The following is a 23265-nucleotide window of genomic DNA, read 5'->3' as shown; positions in this document are numbered from 1 at the left end:
GGGTGCTCAACCCGCGTGGACGCCGGGCGTCGCTCACCGGGCGGACCGCGCGGCATACCCGGTCCGCGGCGCGGATAGACTCGCCCCCGGCACCCTCCCCCCGTCCCAGGAGACACCCGAATGGGCCACGTCGTCATCGACGTCATGTTGAAGCCAGAGATCCTCGACCCCCAGGGCCAGGCCGTCGGCGGGGCACTGCCCCGACTCGGCTTCGACCAGTTCACCGACGTGCGGCAGGGCAAGCGCTTCGTGCTCACCGTCAACGGTGACGTCACGGACGAGCACCTCGCCGCCGCGCGGGAGGCAGCGGAGAAGCTGCTCTCCAACCCGGTGATCGAGGACGTCGTCTCGGTCCGGGCCCTGGACGAGGACCAGGACGCAGGCCGGTGAAGGTCGGGGTCGTCACCTTCCCGGGGTCGCTCGACGACCGTGACGCCGCCCGGGCGGTGCGCGCCGTCGGTGGCGAGCCGGTCAGCCTCTGGCACGGCGACGCCGACCTCAGGGGCGTCGACGCCGTCATCCTCCCCGGCGGGTTCTCCTACGGGGACTACCTGCGCTGCGGCGCGATCGCCCGCTTCGCCCCCGTCATGGACCGGCTCGTGCCGGCCGCGCAGGGCGGCCTGCCGGTGCTCGGCATCTGCAACGGCTTCCAGGTGCTCACCGAGTCGCACCTGCTGCCCGGGGCGCTGATCCGCAACGACCACCGCAAGTTCAACTGCGTGGACACGACGCTGCGGGTCGAGAACGCGCAGACGGCCTGGACCTCCGACTTCGAGCAGCGCCAGGAGATCACGATCGTCCTCAAGAACGGCGAGGGCGGGTTCGTCGCCGACGAGCGCACGCTCGACGAGCTCGAGGGCGAGGGCCGTGTGGCCTTCCGGTATGCCGGGGACAACCCGAACGGCTCGTACCGCGCCATCGCCGGCATCACCAACGCGCGCGGCAACGTCGTCGGCCTCATGCCCCACCCCGAGCACTGCGTCGAGGAGGGCTTCGGTCCCAGCCTCGACGGCCTGCCCTTCTTCACCTCGATCCTCAAGCAGGTTGTCAACGCATGAGCGCCAGGACCACCACCGGCCAAGCCACCGACCGCCCGCACGTCGACACCGTCGAGCACGCCGCGCAGACCCCCGAGGTCGAGCAGCCGTGGGCCGAGCTCGGCCTCAAGCCCGACGAGTACGCCAACATTCGCGAGATCGTCGGCCGGCGCCCCACCAGCGCCGAGCTGGCGATGTACTCGGTCATGTGGTCCGAGCACTGCTCGTACAAGTCCTCCAAGGTCCACTTCTCGCTCTGGGGCGAGAACACCACCGACGAGATGCGCGAGAAGCTCCTCGTCGGCATCGGTGAGAACGCCGGGGTCGTCGACATCGGCGACGGCTGGGCGGTGACCTTCAAGGTCGAGTCGCACAACCACCCGTCCTACGTCGAGCCCTACCAGGGCGCCGCGACCGGCGTCGGCGGCATCATCCGCGACATCATGTCGATGGGTGCCCGTCCGATCGCCGTCATGGACCCGCTCCGGTTCGGCAACCTGCACCACCCCGACACCCAGCGCGTGCTGCCCGGTGTCGTCGCGGGCGTCGGCGGCTACGGCAACTGCATTGGACTGCCGAACATCGGTGGCGAGGTGGTCTTCGACGACTGCTACCAGGGCAACCCGCTCGTCAACGCCCTGTGCGTCGGCGCCATGCGGGTCGAGGACATCCACCTGGCCAAGGCCTCCGGCGTCGGCAACAAGGTCATCCTCTTCGGCGCCAAGACCGGCGGCGACGGCATCGGTGGCGTCTCGGTCCTCGCGTCCGAGACCTTCGACGAGGGCGGCCCCACCAAGCGCCCCGCCGTCCAGGTCGGCGACCCGTTCGCCGAGAAGGTGCTCATCGAGTGCTGCCTCGACCTCTACAAGGCTGGTGTCGTCGACGGCATCCAGGACCTGGGCGGTGCCGGGCTGTCCTGCGCCACCAGCGAGCTCGCGTCCAACGGTGACGGCGGCATGCAGGTCGAGCTCGACCTCGTCCCGCTGCGCGACGCCAGCCTCCGGCCCGAGGAGATCCTCATGTCGGAGAGCCAGGAGCGGATGATGGCCGTCGTCGAGCCCGGCGCCAAGCTCGACGAGTTCATGGCCATCTGCGAGCGCTGGGACGTCGAGGCGACCGTCATCGGCGAGGTCACCGACGGCGACCACCTGGTCATCACCTGGCACGGCGAGGTCGTCGTCGACGTCCCGCCGCGCTCGGTCGCCCACGAGGGCCCGACCTACCACCGCCCGCTCGAGCGGCCGGCGTACCTCGACGCGTTGCAGGACAACGGCGCCGGCACGCTGCCGAAGCCCGCCACGGGTGAGGCCATCGCGGCCGACCTGCTCACCCTGCTCGCGTCGCCGAACCTCTGCGACAAGTCCTGGGTCACCGACCAGTACGACCGCTACGTCCTCGGCAACACCGCGCTCGCGATGCCCGACGACGCTGGAGTCGTCCGCGTCGACGAGGAGACGGGGCGCGGCGTCGCCGTGTCCACCGACTGCAACGGCCGGTTCGCCAAGCTCGACCCGTATGCCGGGGCGCAGCTCGCGCTCGCGGAGTCCTACCGCAACGTCGCGACGGCAGGGGCGACCCCTCTGGCCGTCACCGACTGCCTCAACTTCGGCTCGCCGGAGGACCCGGGCGTGATGTGGCAGTTCCGCGAGGCCGTCAAGGGCATCGCCGAGGGCTGCAAGGCGCTGGGCATCCCGGTCACCGGCGGCAACGTCAGCTTCTACAACCAGACCGGCGACGTCGCGATCCACCCGACGCCCGTCATCGGCGTCCTGGGTGTCATGGACGACGTCACGCGCCGCACCCCCAGCGGCTGGAAGACACCCGGACAGGTCATCTACCTGCTCGGCACGACCCGCGACGAGCTCGACGGCGGTGAGTGGGCGCACGTCGTCCACGGCCACCTCGGCGGCCACCCGCCCGTGGTCGACCTGGCCGCGGAGCAGCTGCTCGGCGAGATCCTCGTCAACGCCAGCCGGGACGGGCTCGTCGACGCGGCGCACGACCTCTCCGACGGTGGCCTCGCCATCGCGCTCGCGGAGGCCACGCTGCGCCACGGCGTCGGCGCGCGCATCTGGCTCGACGCGGTCTGCGAGCGTGACGGCATCGATGCCTTCACGGCCCTCTTCAGCGAGTCGACGGCGCGGGCGGTCGTGGCCGTGCCGCGTTCGGAGGAGGTGCGGTTCACCGACATGTGCACCGCGCGCGGCCAGGTGCACGCCCGGATCGGCGTCGTCGACGACCAGACCGACGGCCTCGACGTCCAGGGTCAGTTCAGCGTTTCCTGCGCTGCGCTCCGGGATGCGCACGCCGGCACCCTCCCGGCGGTCTTCGGTCGCTAACATCCCTCCATCGGGGTGGATGTTCCTTTCGGGAGGAGACGTCCGGGAGGGAGAGGCGTGAGCACAGCCCAGGACCTGGCGCGGCGACAGGCGATCGCCGCCTACGACGTCGTCGGTCGCCTACCGGAGGCCGACCTCCAGGGGCTGGTCGAGCTCGCGGCCGCGGTCTGCGACGTGCCGACCGCCGCGATCAACATCATCGACGACCGCCTGCAGCACCAGGTGGCCGCGGTCGGGATGGCGCCGTCGGTCTGCGCGCGCGAGGACTCCATGTGCGCGCAGGTGTTCCAGGGCGGGGAGCGGGTCGTCGTGCCCGATGCCCGCGCCGACGACCGCTTCGCGCGGAACCCGTTCGTCACCGGGGTGATCGGCAAGGTCCGCTTCTACGCCTCGAGCCCGCTCGTGACGCCGAGCGGCATCCCCGTCGGCACCCTCTGCGTGTTCGACGAGGACACCCGGGAGCTCTCGGAGGCCGCCGGGCGGGCCCTGGAGCTGCTCGCAGCGCAGGTCGTCGACGTCCTCGAGCTGCGCCGCACCCACCGCGAGCTGACCCGCTCGAACGAGCAGCTGGCGCGGTTCGCGGGCCAGGTCAGCCATGACCTCGGCAACCCCCTGGCCGCCCTGCGCGGATTCCTGGAGCTGGCCTCCAGCAGCCCCGAGCTCGCGGACGCACCGTTCGCCACCATGGCGCTGTCGAGGGCCGAGCTCGCCGCCGACCGGATGAACGCGCTCGTCGTGGACCTGCTCGAGTTCGCGCGCGTGGGTGGACGGGCGCGCCGGAACTCGGTCGACCTCGCGTCGGTGGTTGCGGCCGTCGTCGACGACCTCGACGCCCAGCTCACGGACGGCGGTGCCACCGTGCAGGTGGGCGAGCTCCCCGAGGTGACGGGCGACGAGACCATGCTGCGCGCGCTCCTGCAGAACCTGGTCGCCAATGCCGTCAAGTTCGCCGCGGCCTCCGGTGTCGAGCCCGTCGTCTCGGTGACGTGCGACGAGATCAGCGACGGCTGGCGCGTCGCGGTCGACGACAACGGACCCGGCGTCCCGACCGCCGACCGCGACCGGGTGTTCGGCCTCATGGAGCGCGCGGCCAGCACGGTCGACGGACTGGGCATCGGTCTGAGCACCTGTCGCCGGATCGTCGAGGCCCACGGCGGCCTCATGGCGATCGACGAGTCGCCGGCCGGTGGCGCGAGCGTGTGGTTCACGCTGCCCGGCTGACGCACCATCGGCCCTGCTCGCCGAGCGCGGGGAGTGGTCGGGCAGCGGCGCAAGGCCCGCGGACGCGGGAGTGACTGCGTACGCCGGAGTGACCAAGGACGCGCGAGTGGCCGCGGACGGCGAGCGGCCCGGTCACGCGTCCCCCCCCGCGTGACCGGGCCGTTCGTCCCCTGTGGTGTCCCCACGGAGAACATTAGGCCTCTGCGCCGACCCGGTCGATGGGTAGAAGTACCCATCCCGCCGCCAGTGGTCCCGGTGGTCCCTCGCCTCCGGGGGACGTGCGACGATTTCCGGTATGCCGCCGCGCCGCCGAGTCCCCGTGGCCGCCGGGAGGGAGGCCGTCGCCGGGTGGCGGACCACCGGGCCCGACACCGCCCGGACCGACCTGGCCACCGCGGTCCGCTACACCCTCGAGGAGCTGGCGGCGGTGGCGCCGGGACGCAGCGTCGAGGTGCGGGTGCCGCCGTTCGGCGCGGTGCAGTGCGTCGCCGGCACGACCCACACGCGGGGGACGCCGCCCAACGTCGTGGAGACCGACGCCCAGACGTGGCTGCAGGTCGCGACCGGGGCGCTCGGGTGGGAGCAGGCGTGGGAGTCGGGCCGGCTGCAGGTGAGCGGCCACCGCGCCGACCTCGGCCCCCTGATGCCGCTCGCCTGAGCCGGGCTCACTCGCCGGGGTAGGACACCCCCAGCTGGCGTCGCACCTCGTCGAGGGTGCCCATGATGGCGACGGTCTCGTCCAGCGGCAGGAGCGGCGACTCGAGCTCGCCGGCGCCGACCCGCCGGGCCACCTCGACGGCCTCGTGGTGCAGCCCGAACTCGCGGTCCGCGGAAGTGTACTCGTCCAGCACGCGGTGGTCGGGGGAGACGAGCCGCACGACGGCCCCGGGCGTGTAGAAGTCCCCGGAGAGGTCCAGGCGGGCGCGCGTGCCGCAGATGCTCGCCGTGGTGGGCGTCTTGGTGAGCATGGTGGCGAGGACCGACGCCACCGCGCCCGACGCCGCCTCGAGCACGACACCCTCCTGGCCGTCGACCCCGGTGTCGGTCACGGTGCCGTGGGCCGTCACCGCGCTGAACCCACCCCGCGTACCGAGGGCGAACGACGCGAAGGACACGGGGTAGATGCCGAGGTCGAGCAGGGCTCCGCCGGCGAGGGCAGGGTCCCAGAGGCGCTGCGGGCCGGCGGGGAACAGCTTCTGGCCGTGGTCGGCGAACACCGTGTGCACCTCGCCCAGCAGGCCGTCCTCGAGGCACCGCCGGACGACGTCGACGTGGGGCAGGAAGCGGGTCCACATCGCCTCCATCGCGAACAGCCCTGCGGCCCGGGCGGTCTCGACGACCTCGCGGGCCTCGGAGGCGTTGCGCGTGAAGGCCTTCTCGACGAGGACCGGCTTGCCGGCGCCGAGCGCCAGCAGGGCGTGGTCGCGGTGCTCCGAGTGCGGGGACGCGATGTAGACGGCGTCGACGTCAGGGTCGGTCACGAGCTCCTCGTAGGAGCCGTGGGCAGTGGCGACACCGAAGTCGGCCGCGAACTCCTGCGCGCGGCCGAGGTCGCGCGACCCCACGGCGACGACGCGCTGCCCGGACCTGGTGTGTATCGCGTCGGTGAAGGCCCGGGCGATGCCGCCGGGGGCCAGGACACCCCAGCGCAGTGCCGGGGCGTCGTGGGGGTCGGGCGTGCGGGGCGGCGGCAGGGTGAGTTCGGGCACGGGCCCATCCTGCCCGGCCCCGCCGGGTCAGCGCACGCGCCAGCGGTCCAGCAGGGGCGGCGCCGGCGTCGGCTCGGCGTCCGCGTCCGTGAAGGGGCGCGCCGACCCGAGGGCGCCGAGCAGCTCGCGCCCGTGCACGAGCGTCGCCGAGAACGCCGTCATGGCGACGCGGCGAGGGAGCTGGTCCATCGGCAGCCGCTTCGACCCCGCCACCAGGACGGTGTTGCCGAACCGGCGGCCCTTGCGGACCTCGGACGTGGCGATGGCCGCGGTGTGCGGCAGGACGGCGTGCACGGACGCGTGGAGGCGCGCGAGGTGGCGGCGGGCGGGCTCATCGGTCGTGTTCATGGCCAGCACCCCTTCGGGCTTGAGCACCCGACGCACCTCGGTGAACCACTCGATGCTCACCAGCTCCGCCGGCACCTGCCCGGCGGCATACGCGTCGACGACGACGACGTCGGCACTGGCGTCGGCGAGCGCGGCGAGGCCGGTGCGCCCGTCGACGGGCCGGACCCTGATGCGGTGGCCGCGGGGGAGCGGCAGCTCGGCCCGCACCCGCTCGGTGAGGGCGGCGTCCGGCTCGAGCACGATCTGGGGCGACCCGGGCCGGGCGTGGGCGACGTACCGGGGCAGGGTGAGGCCGGCGCCACCCACGTGGGTCACCGCGAGCGGTCCCTCCGGCAACGAGTCGACGACGGCGGCGAGGAACTGGACGTACTCGAAGACGAGCAGCCGCGGGTTGTCGAGCTGCACGTACGACTGTGGATGGCCGTCGAGCATGACGACGGTGCCTCCGCTGCCGTCGTCGACGAGCTCGAGGTCACCGGACACGGTCAGGGCCGCACGAGCGACTTCACGGCACGGCGCTCGTCCATCGCCGCATACGCCTCGGCGACGTCGGACAGCGGGACCTCGAGGTCGAAGACGAGCCCGGGGTCGATCGCGCCGGCGAGCACGTCGTCGCGCAGCTGCGGCAGGTACTGCCGGACCGGGGCGACCCCACCGGCGATCCCGACGTTGCGGCTGAACAGGTCGCGCACGGGGTACTGGATCCCGTGCGGTACCCCGACGTAGCCCACCGTCGCACCCGGACGGGCGACGGCGATGGCGGTCTGCATCGACTCGTCGGTGCCGACGCACTCGAGCACTGCGTCGGCGCCGATGCCACCGGTCAGCTCGTGGACCGCGGCCACCGCCTCCTCGCCGCGGACCTCGACGACGCCGGTCGCGCCGAACTCGCGCGCGATGGCCTGGCGGGAGGCGTGCCGCGACATGGCGATGACCCGCTCGGCGCCCATCCGCGCAGCCGAGAGCACCCCGCTGAGGCCCACTGCCCCGTCGCCCACCACGACCACCGTGTCGCCCTCCTGGACGCGGGCCGCCACAGCCGCGTGCCAGCCGGTGCCCATGACGTCGCTGAGGGCGAGGAGGCTGGGGACGAGGTCGTCGTCCGGCACCTCACGCGTCGAGACCAGGGTCCCGTCGGCCAGTGGCACGCGGACGTACTCGCCCTGGCCACCGTCGACCATGACGCCGTCGCGGTCGGGGCCGCCCCAGAACCCGCCGCGACCGCACGAGGTCTGGATGCCGACCCGGCAGTGGGGGCAGGTGCCGTCGGAGTACTTGAACGGCGCGATGACGAAGTCGCCCGCCCGCAGGCTGCGCACCTCGGAGCCGACCTCCTCGACAATGCCGACGAACTCGTGGCCGATGCGGGTCGGCTCGGTCACCTCGTTGATGCCGCGGTACGGCCACAGGTCGCTCCCGCAGACGCAGGCGGCGGTGACGCGGACGAGGGCGTCGGTCGGCGCGACGACCGTGGGGTCGGGGACGTCCTCGAGCCGGATCTCCCGGGGGGCGTTGAGAATCGTGGCCTTCACGGCGCCAGCCTGCCACGCGCGTCCTCGGCCGGCCCGACATGGTGTCGCCGGTGAGCGACGGGCCGACGGGGCGACGGGGTGCCGGCCGCGCGGCATACCCTCGGCGCATGCGCTTCGGCATCACGATCCTCCCCGAGCACCGCTGGTCCGACGCCGAGCGCCTGTGGCGCGGAGCCGAGGAGCTCGGGTTCGACCACGCCTGGACCTACGACCACCTCGTGTGGGCGGGGCTGCCCGACTCGCCCTGGTTCGGGGCGCTGCCGACGCTGACCGCCGCCGCCACGGTGACGTCGTCGATCCGGCTGGGCACGTTCGTGAGCTCGCCGAACTACCGGCACCCCTACGTCTTCCTGCGCGACCTGCTGGCGCTGGACGACATCTCCGGCGGCCGGCTGCTGTGCGGCCTGGGCACGGGCGGCGACCTCGACGCGCGCATCCTCGGCGAGGACCTGCCGCTCAAGGACCGCGTCGACCGGTTCCACGAGTTCGTGGAGGCGCTCGACCGGCTGGCGACGCAGGACCACGTCGACCTCGACGGCCGGTTCCACCGCACCATGGACGCGCGCACGCTGCCGGGGTCCACCCAGCGACCGCGGTTCCCGTTCGTCGTGGCGGCCAACGGGCCGCGCGTCCTGCGGCTCGCCGCCCGGTTCGGGCAGGGCTGGGTCACCTACGGAGCCGGTGGCGACACCCTGGACGACTGGTGGGCGGGCGTGGCGGGGCTGGTGGCCCGGCTCGACGAGGCGGAGGCCGGGGTGGCACGGGACCGGCCGCTCGAGCGCTACCTGTCGCTCGACGGCTCACCCCGGTTCTCGCTCGAGAGCGTGGACCTGTTCGAGGAGATGGTCGGCCGGGCGGCGCAGCTCGGCTTCACCGACGTCGTCACCCACTGGCCGCGGGCCGAGGGCGTGTATGCCGGGAGCGAGGCCGTCCTCGAGGCGGCGGCCGGGCGGATGGCGGCCCTGCGCGCTGCGTGAGACGGGGCGGTGGGACGTGGCCGTGGGCGAGTGCCCTCTCGGGCACCCGCCCCACGGCCGGTCGGTCGTCGGCTGCTGAACGAGAATCGCTGGCTGGACGAGGATTGCTAGCTGAAGGAGAACAGCGCCAGGGGCGGCGACGTCGGCTCGGGTGAGCCGCCCGCCGGCTCGAGCGTGATCCCGGCGCCGGTCGCCGACGCGGCATCTCCCTCGAGCATGACCGTCACCGTCGGCGCGCTGCCGTGCGGCATGACGACCGCGCTCTGCATCCCCTTGCCGGGCTGGTCGAACCAGACCTGGAAGTCCTTGCCGGCGGGGGCAGCGGGCATGTTGTCGGCGATGAGCACGGCCTTGCCCATGGACGGGCTGCGCACGATCGTGGCGCGGGCGCCGTCGATGACCTTGACGAAGCGCTGGGCGTCCTTGGCCTCGAGCACCTGCTCGGTGGCGGTGATCGGCCCGGGCCGTCCGGGGCCGCTGTCGGACCACGGGCTCCACACCAGGCCCCCGATCACGAGGGCGGCAGCGGCCGCGACCCCGGCCAGCCAGGTCATCGCTCGCCGGCGTCGCAGGGGCACGACGACCCCTCCACCCGACTCCTCCTCCTCCGCCGTGGAGTCGTGCCCGGTGCCGCCACGTCCCTCGTCGGCGCGGCCGGGAGCCGGGACCGGCACCAGGGGGGTCGGCGCGTCGAGGTGTGGCGCGGCAGGAGCACTGGTCGCGGACGGGCTCGGGCGCAGGTCCTCGGCCAGGGGCGGGAGCGGACGCACGGTGCCGATCCGGCCGAGCACGGCGTCGCGCAGGCCGGAGGGGGGAGCGGTCTCGGCGAGCAGGCCGAGCTGGCTGGCCGCCTCGCGCAGCGAGGAGACCTCGGCCCGGCACTCCGGGCACTCGGCCAGGTGGGCCTCGAACGCGGCGCGCTCGTGGTCGTCGACGGCGTCGACGGCATAGGCGCCCACGAGGCCGTGGATGTCGGCGCTCATGACTGCACCCCCAACGTGTCTCTCAGCCGGATCAGCCCATCGCGGATCCTGGTCTTGGCGGTACCCAGTGGGATGTCCAACAGGGTGGCCACCTCGGTGTGCGTGTAGCCGCCGAAGTAGGCCAGCTCGAGCGCTCCCCGCTGGGTGTCGGTGAGCGTCTCCATGGCGTTGCGGACGCGTTGGGCGTCGAGGCTGCGCTCGACGGCCTCGGCCGTCTGGTCGAACTCACGGTCCTGGTTGCGGGCGCCGTAGACGCTCTCCCGGTCGGTGGAGGCCTGGGCGGACCGGACCCGGTCGACCGCCTTGCGGTGGGCGATGGTCAGCATCCAGCTGATGGCGCTGCCCTGGGCCGGGTCGAACCGGGCGCTGGTCCGCCAGATGTCCAGGAGCGCCTCCTGGGCGACCTCCTCGGACTGGGCGGGGTCGCGGACCACGCGCAGCACCAAGCCGTACACCCGTGCCGACACGAGGTCGTACAGGCGGCTGAAGGCCCCTTCGTCGCCGAGCGCGCACGCCTTGAGCAGCGCTGCCAGGTCCGATGGGGCGGCAGCACTTCCCCAGGTCGCTCCGGGACCTGGGGAAGTGGCTGCCATGGGAACCATCATGACGGACGTTGCCTACTTCGGGAGAAGAACGCCGTCGATGATGTAGACGGTGGCGTTGGCGGTCTGCACGTTGCCGCAGACGATGTTCGCCTCGCCGACCTTGAAGGACTCGCCCGAGCCGGTCACCGAGATGGTGGTTCCGGCGAGGGTCTTGTGGTCGCCGGGCAGCTGCTCAGGGGTGAGCTTGCCGGGGACGACGTGGTTGGTGAGGACCTTGGTGAGCAGGCCCTTCGGGTCCTTCATCGCCGCGTCCATGGTGGCCTTCGGGACGGCCTTGAAGGCGTCGTTGGTCGGCGCGAAGACGGTGATGTCCTTGGCGCTGTTCAGGGTGTCGACCAGGCCGGCCTCCTTGACCGCGCCGACGAGCTGGCTCAGGACGGGGTTGTTGCTGGCCGCGGTGGCGACGGGGTCGGTGGCCATGCCGGCGAACGAGCCCTTGCCGTCCTTCGGGACGGCGCTGCAGGCGGCGCCGAACGGCTGGGCCATCATGTCCGACGACGACGAGGACGACGAGCTGGACGAGCTCGGCATGCTCGAGGACGAGCTGCTCGACGTGCCGGCGCTCGCGCTGTCGTTCGAGCTGCCACACGCCGCGAGGCCGAGCGGCAGGGCGAGGGCAAGGGCAGCAATGGTGCTGCGACGTGCAGTGCTCATGGTGTGACGCTCCTTGGATGAGGTTCGACTTACACCGGGCATTCGTGGCAGTTCGGGATGCGGATTGGCTTGGGGCACAGAAGTTTCCGCACGCACCGATCCAGACACCACGAAGCCCCCGTGGCGCGCACGGGAGCGTCATGCGGCCGCGCACCCTGCCCCTACGGTGGGTGCGCGGCCTCGCCGTCAGGAGACGATGACGACGATCGAGTGGTACCCGGAGGCACCACCGGGGAAGGGGTCGGTCCGCTGGTCCGTCTGGACCTCGCCCCTTCCGTTCGTGGCGCGGACGGTCACGTCGTGCCGTCCGCTGGTCGCGTCCCAGACCCAGCTCCACTGGCGCCAGTACGTCGTGCCACCGTCGGGGCCGAGGGTGGCCTCGCGCCAGGGCCCGTCGTCGATGCGCACCTCGACCTTGCTGATGCCGTCGCCCGCCTGGGCCCACGCCACGCCCCCCACCGCGATCTTCCCGGGCTTGTAGGTCCCGAGGCCCATGGGGGTGTCGATGCGCGACTGCGTCTTGACGGGGGCGTCGGTCACCCAGTCCCGCTCGGTCCAGTAGGCCTTGTCCTTCGCGTAGGTGGTGGCGGTGAGCTTGCTCAGCCACTTCGTCGCGCCGACGAAGCCGTAGAGCCCGGGCGTCACGAGGCGGGCGGGGAAGCCGTGCCGTGGTGGCAGCGGCTGCCCGTCCATCGCGATCGCGATGAGGGCGTCGCGGTCGTCGGTCAGGGCCTCGACCGGGGTCGAGATGGTCATCCCGTCCACCGACTCGGAGAAGATCTGGTCCACGCCCTGCTGGATCCCGGCTCGCTGCAGGACGTCCCGCACCCGGACCCCGAGCCAGCGGGTGGACGAGATGTACGGACCGCCGACGTCGTTGCTGACGCAGTTGAGGGTGATGTCCTTCTCGATGACCTCCATGGCCAGCAGGTCCTGGAACGACATCGAGAACGGCCGGTCGACCATCCCCCCGACCTCGAGCTTCCAGCTGCCGACGTCGACGCGCGGGATCACGAGCGCGGTGTCGACCCGGTAGAAGTCGTTCGTGGGGGTGCGGAACGGCGAGACGCCCCGGACCCGGCCCTCGATGCCGGTGGGCAGCGGAGGCAGGGGCGTGGCCGGGGCGGGAAGGCTGACGTCCGCGGGGGTCGAGGCCCCACCCCCGAGCCTCTGCCCTAGGGCGCCCACGGCCACCGCACCGACGGTGGCACCCGCCGCGCCGAGCAGGAAGCTGCGCCGGGCAGGGGTGCCGAGGACGCCGGGGGCCTGTGCCGTGTGCTGGAGCGGTGACTCGGGGGCCTCCCGCCGGGAGGTGGGGGTGGTGGCCGGGCCCCGGTCGGTCGCCCAGTCGGTGCTGCCGGCTGGGCCGGGAGCCGTCCCGCCCGCGCGCGCCGCCAGCTGGTCGGAGTCCTCGATGCGCTCGGCGAGCAGCCGCAGCCCCGACAGGACCGCGACACCGACGGTGCCGGCCGCCACGGCGGGGATGACGTCCTGGGGCAGCGATGCCGGCCGCAGCAGCGCGGCGACGCCGGCGAGCGCGGCCAGCACGACCAGGAGCGCGTTGGCGAGCGGGGGCCGGTCGCGCGACAGGACGCCGATCGCCGCAGCGGCGAGGGCGGTGACCAGTGCGACGGTGGCGAGCAGGACGGGCTTGTCCGCCGTGCCGAGCGTCTGCACCGCCCACTCCTTGACCGGGGTGGGCGTGGCGTCGACGACGGTCGAGCCGATGGCGAGCACCGGGGAGGCCGGCGGGTTGACGAAGGCGGAGACGAGGTGCCCCGCAGCCATGGCGGCGGCGGCGGCGAGCAGGCCGCACACGGCATACCGCAGGCGGGTGGTCCTCGTGGCGGTGCTCATACCTCCCATTCGTACCCGCGCAGCGTTGCGGATGGGTCACGGAGGCGACGGTGGGGCGCACCCGCCGGCGGCGGGCCCGCCCGCCGGAAGGTACCGTGAGGGGGTGAGCCGCACGCGTCGCTACCCGAACTTCGTCGCCTTCATCGCGACGGGCGCCATCGTGGGTTTCGTCATCGGCTCGGCCGTCGCCTGGTTCACGCCCGAGAACACGACTCCGTACGGCAACAGCTACGGCTCCGGCACCGCCGTGATGTTCCTGGGGGTGGGGGGCGCGTTCCTCTTCGGCCTGCTCGCCGCTGTGGTCGCCGTCCTGCTCGACCGGGGCGACTGACGCCTGTGGGAGGATGGGCCCCGTGGCACGCGGCGACGGACGGCTGACGCACGACATCCTCCCCGGCGAGAAGGGTCCGCAGGACGCCTGCGGGGTCTTCGGGGTCTGGGCCCCCGGCGAGGAGGTCGCCAAGCTCGCCTACTACGGGCTCTACGCCCTGCAGCACCGCGGGCAGGAGTCTGCGGGCATCGCCACCTCCGACGGGCGGTCGATCCTCGTCTACAAGGACATGGGCCTGGTGTCGCAGGTCTTCGACGAGCGGTCCCTGGCCTCCCTGCGTGGGCACCTCGCGGTGGGCCACTGCCGCTACTCCACCACGGGGGGCTCCACCTGGGAGAACGCCCAGCCCACCCTGGGCGGCCACGACTCCTCGACGGTGGCCCTCGCCCACAACGGCAACCTCATCAACTCCGCCGAGCTGCGCGAGCTGGTCGCCGAGCGCCGAGCCGACGGTTTCGGGGGTGGCGGCGGGGAGCTCACCCGCGGCAACACCACCGACACCGCCCTCGTCACCGCGCTGCTCTCCGACGACCCGGACCGCTCGCTCGAGGCCGCGGCCCTGGACATCCTCCCGCTGCTGCGCGGCGCCTTCTGCTTCGTGTTCATGGACGAGACGACGTTGTATGCCGCGCGCGACCGGCACGGGATCCGTCCGCTGGTCCTCGGCCGCCTCGAGCGCGGGTGGGTGGTGGCCTCGGAGACCGCGGCCCTCGACATCGTCGGCGCCTCGTTCGTCCGCGAGGTCGAGCCCGGCGAGCTCGTCGCCATCGACGAGGACGGCCTGCGCTCGCAGCGCTTCGCCGAGGCCGAGCCCAAGGGCTGCGTCTTCGAGTACGTCTACCTCGCCCGCCCGGACACGACGATCAACGGCCGCGGCGTCCACGAGTCGCGGGTCCAGATGGGCCGGCAGCTGGCGCGCGAGCACCCGGTCGAGGCCGACCTCGTCATGCCGACGCCCGAGTCGGGCACGCCTGCGGCAATCGGCTACGCCCAGGAGTCCGGCATCCCCTACGGCCAGGGCCTGGTCAAGAACTCCTACGTCGGGCGGACGTTCATCGCGCCATCCCAGACGATCCGGCAGCTCGGCATCCGGCTCAAGCTCAACCCGCTGCGCGACGTCATCCGCGGCAAGCGGCTCGTCGTGGTCGACGACTCGATCGTGCGCGGGAACACCCAGCGCGCCCTCGTGCGCATGCTGCGCGAGGCGGGTGCGGCCGAGGTCCACGTGCGCATCTCCTCCCCGCCGGTGCGCTGGCCCTGCTTCTACGGCATCGACTTCGCGACCCGGGCCGAGCTCATCGCGACCGGTATCGGCGTCGACGAGGTCTGCACGTCGATCGGCGCTGACTCGCTCGGGTACATCTCCGAGGAGGGCATGGTGGCGGCGACCGACCAGCCGGCGTCGGCCCTGTGCACGGCGTGCTTCACCGGCAGCTACCCCGTGCCACTCCCCGACGCGTCCCGGCTGGGCAAGAACCTGTTCGAGACGCTGCCGCTCGAGGTGGACGTCGACGGCGTGAGCCTCGGCGTCTCCGGCGGTGCCGCGGACGCCCTCACCCGCCCCTAGCCGTTCTCACCTGGGCGGGGCGCTTGGGCCTGTCCCGCCCCCGGGGCGGCCACCCCGGGTGGCGTCGTGGCCGACACGGCAGGTGCCGGCGGCGCCGGTCCGGTGGCCTTGGCCACCTCCGGTGGCGTGGGGTCGCCGCGCCGCGGCTCGTTCCACAGCTCGATCGTCTGGGTCAGCCAGTACGTCGCGAACTGCCCGATGAGCAGCGCCTCGAGCCAGAACACCCAGTTGTCCAGCCAGCCGAGCCACGGCCCCGTCACGACCACGGCGCCGATCGAGACGACCATGACCACGAAGCCCCAAAAGTAGCGGTTCCACAGGTGCGCCCGCGCCGGCCTGCCGTCCGCGCGGGACTGCTTGCGGGCCAGGCCCCACCCGTTGATGAAGACGGTCGCCACGATGCCCACGAACAGCATGAGCGCCGCCCCGTCGTGCCCGTGGCACAGGAACGCCCCGCGGTTCCACAGGTAGGCACCCGTCAACGCGAGGAACGCGACGACCGACACCGCGATGGCCGTCCCCACACCCTTGGACAGCACCCGCTCGGACTCCGGTGTCGCGACGAGCTGGATCCACATGACGACGCCGAAGGTCACGGCCGCGAGGACGAGGAGCGACCCGACGTTGTTCGAGATCGCGTCGCGGACGTCCCTCGGGATCGCACCGGGCACGCACCTCGCCTCCGGGCGCGTGGGGACGAACGCCACGATGAAGGCGAAGAACCCCGACCCGTTGAGCAGGACGTCCTCCACCGGGCTGTTGCCCTGGTACACGATCAGGCAGGTCCCGACGGCGCACAGGCTCGAGACGAAGACAGCCTGCACCGGCGTGTAGTACGACGCGCTGATCGACGGAAGCATGTGGCCCCGGCCGATGACGTACGCCGCCACCGCCACCCCGAGGAGCAGGACGAGGAGCACCATGGCCAGCCGCAGGAACCGGTAGGTGCGCAACAGGTCGAACTGGTAGCTGCTGGACACGATGGACCCCTTTCCGCTGTGAGTCCCTGCGTTTGCGATCGTCCTCCTGCCCTCGAGGCGCTGTCCTCCGTCATCGGTGGTGGCCCTACGCTGGGACCCGTGAGCGAGCCGAGCACGTACGCGTCCGCCGGAGTCGACGTCGAGGCGGGCGACAGGGCCGTCGAGCTGATGAAGGCCAGCGTGCGACGAGCCACCAGGCCCGAGGTGATCGGCGGCCTCGGCGGCTTCGCGGGCATGTTCGACGCGAGCGCCATCGCCCGGATGACGCGCCCGGTCCTCGCCACCAGCACCGACGGCGTCGGCACCAAGGTCGCGATCGCCCAGGCCCTCGACCGGCACGACACGCTCGGCTTCGACCTCGTCGGCATGGTCGTCGACGACATCGTGGTCTGCGGCGCCGAGCCACTGTTCATGACCGACTACATCGCCACGGGCAAGGTCGTCCCCGAGCGGGTGGCCGCGATCGTGTCCGGCATCGCCGCGGCCTGCGAGCAGGCGCGGGTCGCCCTCGTCGGCGGCGAGACCGCCGAGCACCCCGGCCTGCTCGAGCCGGACGAGTACGACGTGGCGGGCGCCGCCACCGGTGTCGTGGAGCATGCCGACGTGCTGGGTCCCGACCGGGTCGTCGCCGGTGACGTCGTCCTGGCCCTGGCGAGCAGCGGCCTGCACAGCAACGGCTACTCCCTGGTGCGGCACGTGATCCGTTCCGCCGGCTGGGAGCTCGACCGCGAGGTCCCCGAGTTCGGGCGCACGCTCGGCGAGGAGCTGCTCACCCCGACCCGGGTGTATGCCGCCGACCTCGTCGACCTCCTGCGCACCGACGGCGTGGACGTCCACGCGCTCTCGCACGTGACCGGTGGGGGGCTGGCCGCCAACCTCGCCCGCGTCCTGCCGCCCGGCTCCTTCGCCCGGGTCGACCGCTCGACCTGGACACCGCCGGCAGTGTTCTCGACCGTCGGCGCGCTCGGCCGGGTGCCGCAGGCCGACCTCGAGCGCACCCTCAACATGGGCGTCGGCTTCGTCGCGATGCTCCCCGCCGAGCAGGTCGACGCCGCCACGGCGTTCCTGGCCGCCCGCGGCATACCGGCCTGGGTCGCCGGCGACGTCGTCGACGACGTCGACGCGACCCCGGCCGCCGGCCACGAGGTGGTCCGTGGCGCCAAGGGCGTCGAGGGCGGAGCCGTCCAGCTCGTCGGCGACTACCGCTCCTGAGCCGACCACCCCCCCCGGATGACCACCTCCACCAACGTGGCCACCCCGACTGAGTAGGTCGGCGGATGGTGGGCGCAGCCGTGTCCGCCCGACCATGGTCCCGTGACCACCAGCCCGACCACCGTCGCCGAGACCCCTGACGCCTCAGGTGGCTCATCCGACTCCGCCGCCCGGCACCGGGCCATGCGGTGGGCAGGGGTGAGCACGACCGTCGTGGGACTGCTGGCCACCGCGGCGCTCGTCGTCGAGTGGGCCACCGCCCAGCTCGTCGGCCGGGCGATGTACGGCGTCGCGCGGGGGCTCGCGGGTGGCTGGTCGACGACGGGCCCGGACGACCTGCCGTCCGCTGCCGACTCCCTGGACGACCTCCTCCTGACGGCCGCCGTCGCGACGGTCCTGGCCGTGGCCGCCGCGGTGGCCCTGGCCTCCAGGCTCGGCCGCTCGGTGACGATGCCGGCCTGGGCCACGGGCCTGGTGGCCGCGGCCCTGTGCAGTGGGACCGAGCTCGTCGTCCTCGCGGAGCTCACCGGGGGCTTCCCCGTCTGAGTCGCGCGGGTCTAGCGTCGGAGGGTGCCCGGGTGGGAGGCAGAGGACCAGTCGGTGCGCCAGTACCGCTTCCTGCTGCGCACCATGCCGCTCGACGCCCTCGAGGCCGCCCACGTCGAGGCACTGGTCCCCATGGCGAGGTCGCGCCGCTCGATCGTGCTGCGCGCCGTGCAGCACGGCCTCGTGACGGGCCTGCGCCTCACGCCCGACGACGTCGGCCGCATCGCCCACCTCGTCACGGTGGGTGAGCGCCGCCGCCCGGGTGACTTCCTCGGCGCGTGCCCCCGCCCCGTGCTGCTGGCCCTGGCGGAGGGCGTGATCGTGGCCGAGGCGTCGTTCGGCCGGTTCGGCGGGTATGCCGCGTGGGACGGCCTGGACCCCGACCCCGAGGACGACGGGGTGGACGACTCCGCCTACGCGCAGAGGTGGCACATCGTGCACGAGCAGCAGGTGAGCTACCCGGGCATCAGCGGTGGGCGTTCGGACCCCGGGTCGTCCGGCTCGCGGGGGTGGTGAGCCGATGTCTCCCCTGGCCCGGGGTGGGCGGGCCTATGCTCCGAGCACCAGCGCGCGATCCGGAGGGGGAGCCATGACGACGCCGACCGAGGACCAGGTGGTCCGCCAGTACCGGTACCTGCTCGCGACCGCCCCGGTGGACGCGCTGCAGGTCGCCCACGTCGAGGCGCTCGACCGGCTCGACGACGGCGGTCGGGAGTCGGTGCTGCACGCCGTGCAGGAGGCACTCGTCGCCGGGGCCCGGCTCCGCGCGAACGACACCACCGCCGTCGCCCGCCTGGTCGCGCACGGCGAGCAGCGGGCGCCGGGGGAGTTCCGGCGGGCGTGCGACCCGTCGGTCCTGCACGCGCTCGCCGAGGGCGTCCTCGGGTCGGAGGCGACGTTCGGGCTCCTCGGCGGGTACGCCGACTGGGACGGCGCCGACCGTGTGCCGGTCGACGCCGGGGTCGACCACGGCGGGGGCCCCGGTCGTGACGGCGACCCGGCTGCGGAGGCCTGGGCGTACGCCCGGGCGCACGCCGCCCAGCAGAGCGGCCTGGGCGCCGGCTCGGTCTGACGATCGCGGGCTCACCTCCCGGGCGAGCCGCCGTGCGTCCGGCTGCTCCCGCAGCAGTGCCGGCCTACGACCTCGCCAGCACGTCCGCGGTGGTCGCGAGCGTCACGAGGGGGGCGTAGAGACCCATGACGTCGAGGGCCTTGGCGTGGTTGTCGTCGGTGGACCCGGCGCACGCGTCGGTCACGACCGTGACGTCAGCCCCGGCGTCGGCAGCGGCCAGCACGGTCGAGATGACGCAGCAGTCGGTGGCCACGCCGGCCACGACGAGCTGGGGCTGCTCACCGACGACGGCCTGCAAGTCGGCCCCCCACTTGCCGAAGGTGGTGGCCGTGACCGAGGCGGCCCGTCGAGCCTGCGGGGCCACCTCGTCCGTGAGGTCGTACAGCGGGCTGTCCGCCGGCTGGAGCGCCCACGGGAACTGCTCGTAGTACGGCACCCACGCGCCCGTGGGCTGCTGCGGTGCGACGAACCGGGTGAACACCACGTGCTCGCCGAACGCGTCGGCGAGCCGCACCGCGTTGGCCGCCGCCGCGGCATACCGGGGGGCGCGCCACTCGCTCGACGGGTCGCCGAACACGCGCTGGAAGTCCACGGCGACCAGCCACGCGGAGGAGGTCACGCGCGGCCCTCCTGGCAGCGCACCGTGCCGCGGCGCAGGACCAGGGTGACGACGAAGGACAGCACCAGGGCGAGCAGCACCCCGAGGTTGGCGTAGGCCCAGTTGCCGTCCCAGTAGGGGCCGGAGGGGTCGTCGACGTACTTCCCGAGGCCGAGCGGTTCGAGCAGGTAGCCCTGCCAGTTGTTCCATGACGCGTCGGCGGCGAAGTTGTTGACCACCAGTCCCCAGCCGAGGACCGACGAGACCACCATCGTGCCGATCGACACCCAGTCCCAGGCGCCGTAGCGGCCGCTCGGGTCGAACAGGGCGTCCTCGTCGTAGTCGCGCCGGCGCAGGGCGATGTCGGCCAGCATGACCCCCGCCCACGCGGCGAGCGGGACGCCCAGGGTGATGAGGAACGACTGGAACGGGTTGATGAAGCTCTGGGCGAAGAAGACCACCCAGATGGTGCCGAGGGTGAGGATGACCCCGTCGACGAGGGCGGCGCGCGGGCGCGCGATCCGCACGCCGAGGGAGAGCAGGGTCAGGCCGGAGGAGTAGATGCCGAGGACCGCGCCGCTGACGAGCGCGAGGATCGCGGCGAGCAGGAACGGCAGCAGGAACCACGTCGGCAGGATGGTGGCGAGGGTGCCGATCGGGTCGGCCTGGATGCCCTCGCTGAGCTTCTTGTCCGACCCGGCCAGCAGCAGGCCGTAGACGACGAGCAGGGTGGGGGCGAGGGCTCCGCCGAAGGTGTTCCACGCGACGATGGACCCGCCGGGGGCGTCCCGGCGCTGGTAGCGGGACCAGTCGGCGGCGATGTTGATCCACCCCAGCCCGAACCCGGTCATGACGAGCACGAGCGCGCCGACCACCTGCTGGGCCGACCCGCTCGGCAGCGCGGAGACGGCGGACCACTTGATGTGGCCGAGGGTGAGGGCGACGTAGACGACGGTCGCGGCGCCGGTGATCCAGGTCAGCCACGACTGCAGCCGCATGATGATGTGGTACCCGGCGACCGAGGCGGCCACGATGAGCGCCGCGGTGACCACGCAGGCCACGACCTTGGTGCCGGTGCCGCCGCCCCAGCCGAGCTGCTTGAAGATCGTGGCGGTGGCCAGCGTCGCCAGGATGGCCAGGAAGGTCTCCCAGCCGATCGAGGTGAGCCAGGAGATGACACCGGGCACCTTCTGGCCGGTGACGCCGAACGCCGCCCGCGAGAGCACCATCGTGGGGGCCGACCCGCGCTTGCCCGCGATCGCGATCAGCCCGCACAGCAGGAACGACACCACGACGCCGACCACGGTGACGAGCACCGCCTGCCAGAACGAGATGCCGAAGCCCAGGACGAACCCGGCGTAGCTGATGCCGAAGACCGAGACGTTCGCCGCGAACCACGGCCAGAACAGGTCCCGGGGTCGAGCGGTCCGCGCGGCCTCGTCGATGATCTCGATGCCGGTGGTCTCGACCCCGAGACGGCGGGTGCGCTCCCGCGTGTCTGTGCTCATGAGCGGAGCGTAGCCCTCGGCCGGGCACCGTCAGCGGTGGCTCGGCCGGGGCGCGGCGCCGTGGCGGCCGGACGCCTGCGAGGGCGTCGGTCGACACGGACCGCCGGCCCGTGCATGAGGGTGGAGCTTAGGAGGTGGATCGGGTCATCGCTGACCCGAGGCCCACTTCCCGTAGTCGTCGTACTCGTCGTTGCCCTCGTCGGAGGCAGGCTCCGGCTCGGTGTAGGACGAACCGTGTAGTTCTCGCTCAAGCGCGCTCAGGTCGGTGTTCGGGGAGAAGTACTTCAGCTCCCGAGCGACCTTCGTCTGCTTGGCCTTGGCCCGGCCGCGCCCCATGGCGTGACCCCCTCATGCGTCTGCCGGGACGGCATCGCCTGGTCGAGTCACCGTGTCGGTGCCTCGGCTCCACGGAGCGGTCCCGGGAATTGTGTATGTGTCGTGGGTCCAACGCTACATGAGCCGCGCAAGTTCTGCGGCCGGACCCGCGGCGACCCAGCCGGTCGGACGACCCGGTGGTGCGAACCTGCCGGGCGAACCGGTGGGGCGAACCGGCGGCTCCGGCCGCAGGGGTCGCCCCTGCCGCCGCAGCGGCTCAGCGCGCGGGCAGCCAGATCCCGCCGGCCTGCTTGGCGGCCATGCGCTCCTCGGCGATGTGGTCGGCGGCCGCAGCCGGGGTGATCGAGCGCTCCCGCGCGGTCTCCAGCACCTCGAGGGTGTGGTCGAAGATCGCGGTCGCGGCCTTCTTGGCCCGCTCGAAGTCGAAGCCGTGCAGCTCGTCGCTCACCTGGATCACGCCACCGGCGTTGACGAGGAAGTCGGGCGCGTAGGTGATCCCGCGGGCGGCGAGCTGGTCGGCGGTGCCGCCCTCGCCCTCGGTCACGAGCTGGTTGTTGGCGCCGCCGCACACGACGCTCGCGCGCAGGGCCGCCACGGTCTCGTCGTCGAGCGCACCGCCCAGGGCACACGGGGCGTACACGTCGATGTCGGAGCGCACCAGCGCCGCGGTGTCGGCGACGACCTCGACCTCGGGGTGCGCGGCGGTCAGGGCCGCGAGCGCCTCCTCGTTGACGTCGGTGACGACGACGCGGGCGCCGTCCTCGAGCAGGTGGCCGGCCAGGATGCGGCCGACCTTGCCGACACCGGCGATCCCGACGGTCCGGTCGCGCAGGGTCGGGCTGCCCCAGACGTGCTGGGCGCAGGCGCGCTGGCCCTGGAAGACGCCGTAGGCGGTGAGCACCGAGGAGTCGCCGGCGCCGCCGTTGGCCTCGCTGCGCCCGGTGGCGAAGCGGGTGGTCTCGCTGACGACGTCCATGTCGGCGACGTAGGTGCCCACGTCGCAGGCGGTGACGTACCGGCCGCCGAGGCTCTCGACGAAGCGGCCGTAGGCCCGCAGCAGCTCGGGCGTCTTGTCCGTGGCGGGGTCCCCGATGATGACGGCCTTGCCGCCGCCGAGCTCGAGGCCGGCCACCGCGTTCTTGTACGCCATGCCCCGGGACAGGCGCAGGACGTCTGCGAGCGCCTCGTCCTCGCTGGCGTACGGGTAGAACCGGGTGCCGCCGAGGGCCGGCCCGAGGGCGGTGCTGTAGATGCCGATGATGGCGCGCAGGCCGGTGGTCCGGTCGTGGCAGAAGACGACCTGCTCGTGCTGGGACAACGAGGTCAGGGACGGCGAGGTCAGGGGCGGCGAGGACACGGTCACGGTGGTGACTCCTAGGGCTCGGTGGCGTGGGCGGGCGCGGGTCGCGCGTCCTGTGCCCAGCGTATTCCTGCCCGGGGCTCCCGCGGTTCCCCACGGGAGCCGCCGTCCGTGGCGGCAGGGAGGGTCGCGCCTGTGGTCGCGGTGGCCGCAGCGGGCCGGGGACGGGGTCCGCGGGGGCGGCGGAAGGGTCGTGACTAGTACTTCCGGACCATGCGGGATGGCCCGTTCGGAATGTTCCCAATGGGGCTCGGTTGTCCGATTATGGGCAGACGTCCCCTGAAGTAGGAGAAGAACACATGGTCACTCGTCCCACGGAGGTCGAGAAGCTGCTCACGCCTGCAGAGGTTGCTGCGCTCTTCCGAGTCGATCCCAAGACAGTCACGCGCTGGGCCAAGGCAGGCAAGCTCAACTCGATCCGCACCCTCGGCGGCCACCGCCGCTACCGGGAGGCGGAGGTCCGGGCGCTCCTGTCCAACGTCATCTGACGGGG

At 72.8% G+C, this 23265-nt stretch carries 25 protein-coding genes; 13 read left to right on the top strand and 12 right to left on the bottom strand.

Annotation, left to right across the window (positions count from 1 at the left end):
* The first annotated feature begins 120 nt into the window (after positions 1–120).
* The 5 genes from purS to ACYVDO_RS07570 all read left to right on the top strand — a co-directional run bounded on the left by purS (position 121) and on the right by ACYVDO_RS07570 (position 5255).
* Positions 121–390: a phosphoribosylformylglycinamidine synthase subunit PurS gene (gene purS, locus ACYVDO_RS07590; protein WP_460934385.1), complete on the top strand. Its 270-nt coding sequence runs from the start codon at positions 121–123 to the stop codon at positions 388–390.
* Positions 387–1058 carry a phosphoribosylformylglycinamidine synthase subunit PurQ gene (gene purQ, locus ACYVDO_RS07585; protein WP_460934383.1) on the top strand — a complete coding sequence of 224 codons (672 nt, stop codon included), beginning with the start codon at positions 387–389 and terminating at the stop codon, positions 1056–1058. The genes purS and purQ overlap by 4 nt, the downstream gene beginning before the upstream one ends.
* On the top strand, positions 1055–3376 hold the full coding sequence (gene purL / locus ACYVDO_RS07580) for a phosphoribosylformylglycinamidine synthase subunit PurL (protein ID WP_460934381.1): 2322 nt from the start codon (positions 1055–1057) through the stop codon (positions 3374–3376). The genes purQ and purL overlap by 4 nt, the downstream gene beginning before the upstream one ends.
* 57 nt (positions 3377–3433) lie before the next feature.
* The gene (locus ACYVDO_RS07575; protein WP_460934379.1) at positions 3434–4597 is read left to right on the top strand and encodes a sensor histidine kinase; all 1164 of its coding nucleotides are present in this window, start codon (positions 3434–3436) and stop codon (positions 4595–4597) included.
* 295 nt (positions 4598–4892) lie between these two features.
* Positions 4893–5255, top strand: coding sequence for a sterol carrier family protein (locus ACYVDO_RS07570; protein WP_460934377.1), 363 nt, complete (start codon positions 4893–4895; stop codon positions 5253–5255).
* Between the two features lie 7 nt (positions 5256–5262).
* Here the strand turns inward: ACYVDO_RS07570 and ACYVDO_RS07565 are convergent, their stop codons facing one another.
* Genes ACYVDO_RS07565 through ACYVDO_RS07555 form a run of 3 tightly spaced genes read right to left on the bottom strand, consistent with a single transcriptional unit; the run spans position 5263 to position 8186 of the window.
* Positions 5263–6306 (bottom strand): Gfo/Idh/MocA family protein, encoded by a 1044-nt coding sequence (locus ACYVDO_RS07565; protein WP_460934375.1) that lies wholly within the window; start codon positions 6304–6306, stop codon positions 5263–5265.
* 27 nt (positions 6307–6333) lie between these two features.
* Positions 6334–7137, bottom strand: coding sequence for a spermidine synthase (locus tag ACYVDO_RS07560; protein ID WP_460934373.1), 804 nt, complete (start codon positions 7135–7137; stop codon positions 6334–6336).
* Positions 7138–7139: 2 nt separating this feature from the next.
* On the bottom strand, positions 7140–8186 hold the full coding sequence (locus ACYVDO_RS07555) for a zinc-dependent alcohol dehydrogenase family protein (protein WP_460934371.1): 1047 nt from the start codon (positions 8184–8186) through the stop codon (positions 7140–7142).
* Between the two features lie 107 nt (positions 8187–8293).
* Here ACYVDO_RS07555 and ACYVDO_RS07550 point away from each other — a divergent pair, with 107 nt between their 5' ends.
* Entirely contained in the window at positions 8294–9163 is an 870-nt protein-coding gene (locus tag ACYVDO_RS07550) for an LLM class flavin-dependent oxidoreductase (RefSeq protein WP_460934369.1), read from the top strand.
* A 107-nt stretch (positions 9164–9270) separates the two neighbouring features.
* On the opposite strand, the gene ACYVDO_RS07545 is transcribed toward ACYVDO_RS07550, so the two are convergent.
* The 4 genes from ACYVDO_RS07545 to ACYVDO_RS07530 form a co-directional block, all read right to left on the bottom strand.
* Positions 9271–10146 (bottom strand): anti-sigma factor, encoded by an 876-nt coding sequence (locus tag ACYVDO_RS07545; protein WP_460934367.1) that lies wholly within the window; start codon positions 10144–10146, stop codon positions 9271–9273.
* The gene (gene sigK, locus ACYVDO_RS07540) at positions 10143–10739 is read right to left on the bottom strand and encodes an ECF RNA polymerase sigma factor SigK (protein WP_460934365.1); all 597 of its coding nucleotides are present in this window, start codon (positions 10737–10739) and stop codon (positions 10143–10145) included. The genes ACYVDO_RS07545 and sigK overlap by 4 nt, the downstream gene beginning before the upstream one ends.
* 24 nt (positions 10740–10763) lie before the next feature.
* Entirely contained in the window at positions 10764–11405 is a 642-nt protein-coding gene (locus ACYVDO_RS07535; protein ID WP_460934363.1) for a fasciclin domain-containing protein, read from the bottom strand.
* Between the two features lie 186 nt (positions 11406–11591).
* Positions 11592–13262 (bottom strand): molybdopterin-dependent oxidoreductase, encoded by a 1671-nt coding sequence (locus tag ACYVDO_RS07530; protein ID WP_460934361.1) that lies wholly within the window; start codon positions 13260–13262, stop codon positions 11592–11594.
* Positions 13263–13365: 103 nt separating this feature from the next.
* Here ACYVDO_RS07530 and ACYVDO_RS07525 point away from each other — a divergent pair, with 103 nt between their 5' ends.
* Together ACYVDO_RS07525 and purF are read left to right on the top strand one after the other, a co-directional pair.
* Entirely contained in the window at positions 13366–13593 is a 228-nt protein-coding gene (locus tag ACYVDO_RS07525) for a hypothetical protein (protein ID WP_460934359.1), read from the top strand.
* A 22-nt stretch (positions 13594–13615) separates the two neighbouring features.
* A complete protein-coding gene (purF, locus tag ACYVDO_RS07520; RefSeq protein ID WP_460934357.1) occupies positions 13616–15160 on the top strand; it encodes an amidophosphoribosyltransferase in 1545 nt (514 codons plus the stop codon).
* Here purF and ACYVDO_RS07515 read toward each other — a convergent pair.
* The gene (locus ACYVDO_RS07515) at positions 15157–16140 is read right to left on the bottom strand and encodes a hypothetical protein (protein ID WP_460934355.1); all 984 of its coding nucleotides are present in this window, start codon (positions 16138–16140) and stop codon (positions 15157–15159) included. The two genes, purF and ACYVDO_RS07515, sit on opposite strands and share 4 nt — an antisense overlap.
* Before the next feature lie 99 nt (positions 16141–16239).
* On the opposite strand from ACYVDO_RS07515, the gene purM reads away from it, so the two are divergent.
* From purM to ACYVDO_RS07495, 4 genes are all read left to right on the top strand, one after another.
* Positions 16240–17352, top strand: a complete 1113-nt coding sequence (gene purM / locus ACYVDO_RS07510; protein ID WP_460934353.1) for a phosphoribosylformylglycinamidine cyclo-ligase — start codon at positions 16240–16242, stop codon at positions 17350–17352.
* A gap of 102 nt (positions 17353–17454) precedes the next feature.
* Positions 17455–17898 carry a hypothetical protein gene (locus tag ACYVDO_RS07505; RefSeq protein ID WP_460934351.1) on the top strand — a complete coding sequence of 148 codons (444 nt, stop codon included), beginning with the start codon at positions 17455–17457 and terminating at the stop codon, positions 17896–17898.
* 24 nt (positions 17899–17922) lie between these two features.
* Positions 17923–18414 (top strand): hypothetical protein, encoded by a 492-nt coding sequence (locus ACYVDO_RS07500; RefSeq protein ID WP_460934349.1) that lies wholly within the window; start codon positions 17923–17925, stop codon positions 18412–18414.
* 73 nt (positions 18415–18487) lie between these two features.
* Entirely contained in the window at positions 18488–18970 is a 483-nt protein-coding gene (locus tag ACYVDO_RS07495) for a hypothetical protein (RefSeq protein WP_460934347.1), read from the top strand.
* Positions 18971–19034: 64 nt separating this feature from the next.
* On the opposite strand, the gene ACYVDO_RS07490 is transcribed toward ACYVDO_RS07495, so the two are convergent.
* From ACYVDO_RS07490 to ACYVDO_RS07475, 4 genes are all read right to left on the bottom strand, one after another.
* Positions 19035–19589, bottom strand: a complete 555-nt coding sequence (locus tag ACYVDO_RS07490) for a cysteine hydrolase family protein (protein ID WP_460934345.1) — start codon at positions 19587–19589, stop codon at positions 19035–19037.
* On the bottom strand, positions 19586–21076 hold the full coding sequence (locus ACYVDO_RS07485; protein WP_460934343.1) for a purine-cytosine permease family protein: 1491 nt from the start codon (positions 21074–21076) through the stop codon (positions 19586–19588). Before ACYVDO_RS07485 ends, ACYVDO_RS07490 begins: the two co-directional genes overlap by 4 nt.
* A 144-nt stretch (positions 21077–21220) precedes the next feature.
* On the bottom strand, positions 21221–21412 hold the full coding sequence (locus ACYVDO_RS07480) for a DUF3073 domain-containing protein (protein ID WP_460934341.1): 192 nt from the start codon (positions 21410–21412) through the stop codon (positions 21221–21223).
* 256 nt (positions 21413–21668) lie between these two features.
* A complete protein-coding gene (locus ACYVDO_RS07475; protein ID WP_460934339.1) occupies positions 21669–22775 on the bottom strand; it encodes a Glu/Leu/Phe/Val dehydrogenase dimerization domain-containing protein in 1107 nt (368 codons plus the stop codon).
* Between the two features lie 296 nt (positions 22776–23071).
* On the opposite strand from ACYVDO_RS07475, the gene ACYVDO_RS07470 reads away from it, so the two are divergent.
* The gene (locus ACYVDO_RS07470; RefSeq protein WP_310151424.1) at positions 23072–23260 is read left to right on the top strand and encodes a BldC family transcriptional regulator; all 189 of its coding nucleotides are present in this window, start codon (positions 23072–23074) and stop codon (positions 23258–23260) included.
* The last annotated feature ends 5 nt before the right edge of the window (positions 23261–23265 follow it).

It is taken from the genome of Phycicoccus ginsengisoli (assembly GCF_054779295.1).
Note: the sequence above shows the minus strand (reverse complement) of the source record. Positions and strands in the feature narration are given on the sequence as shown.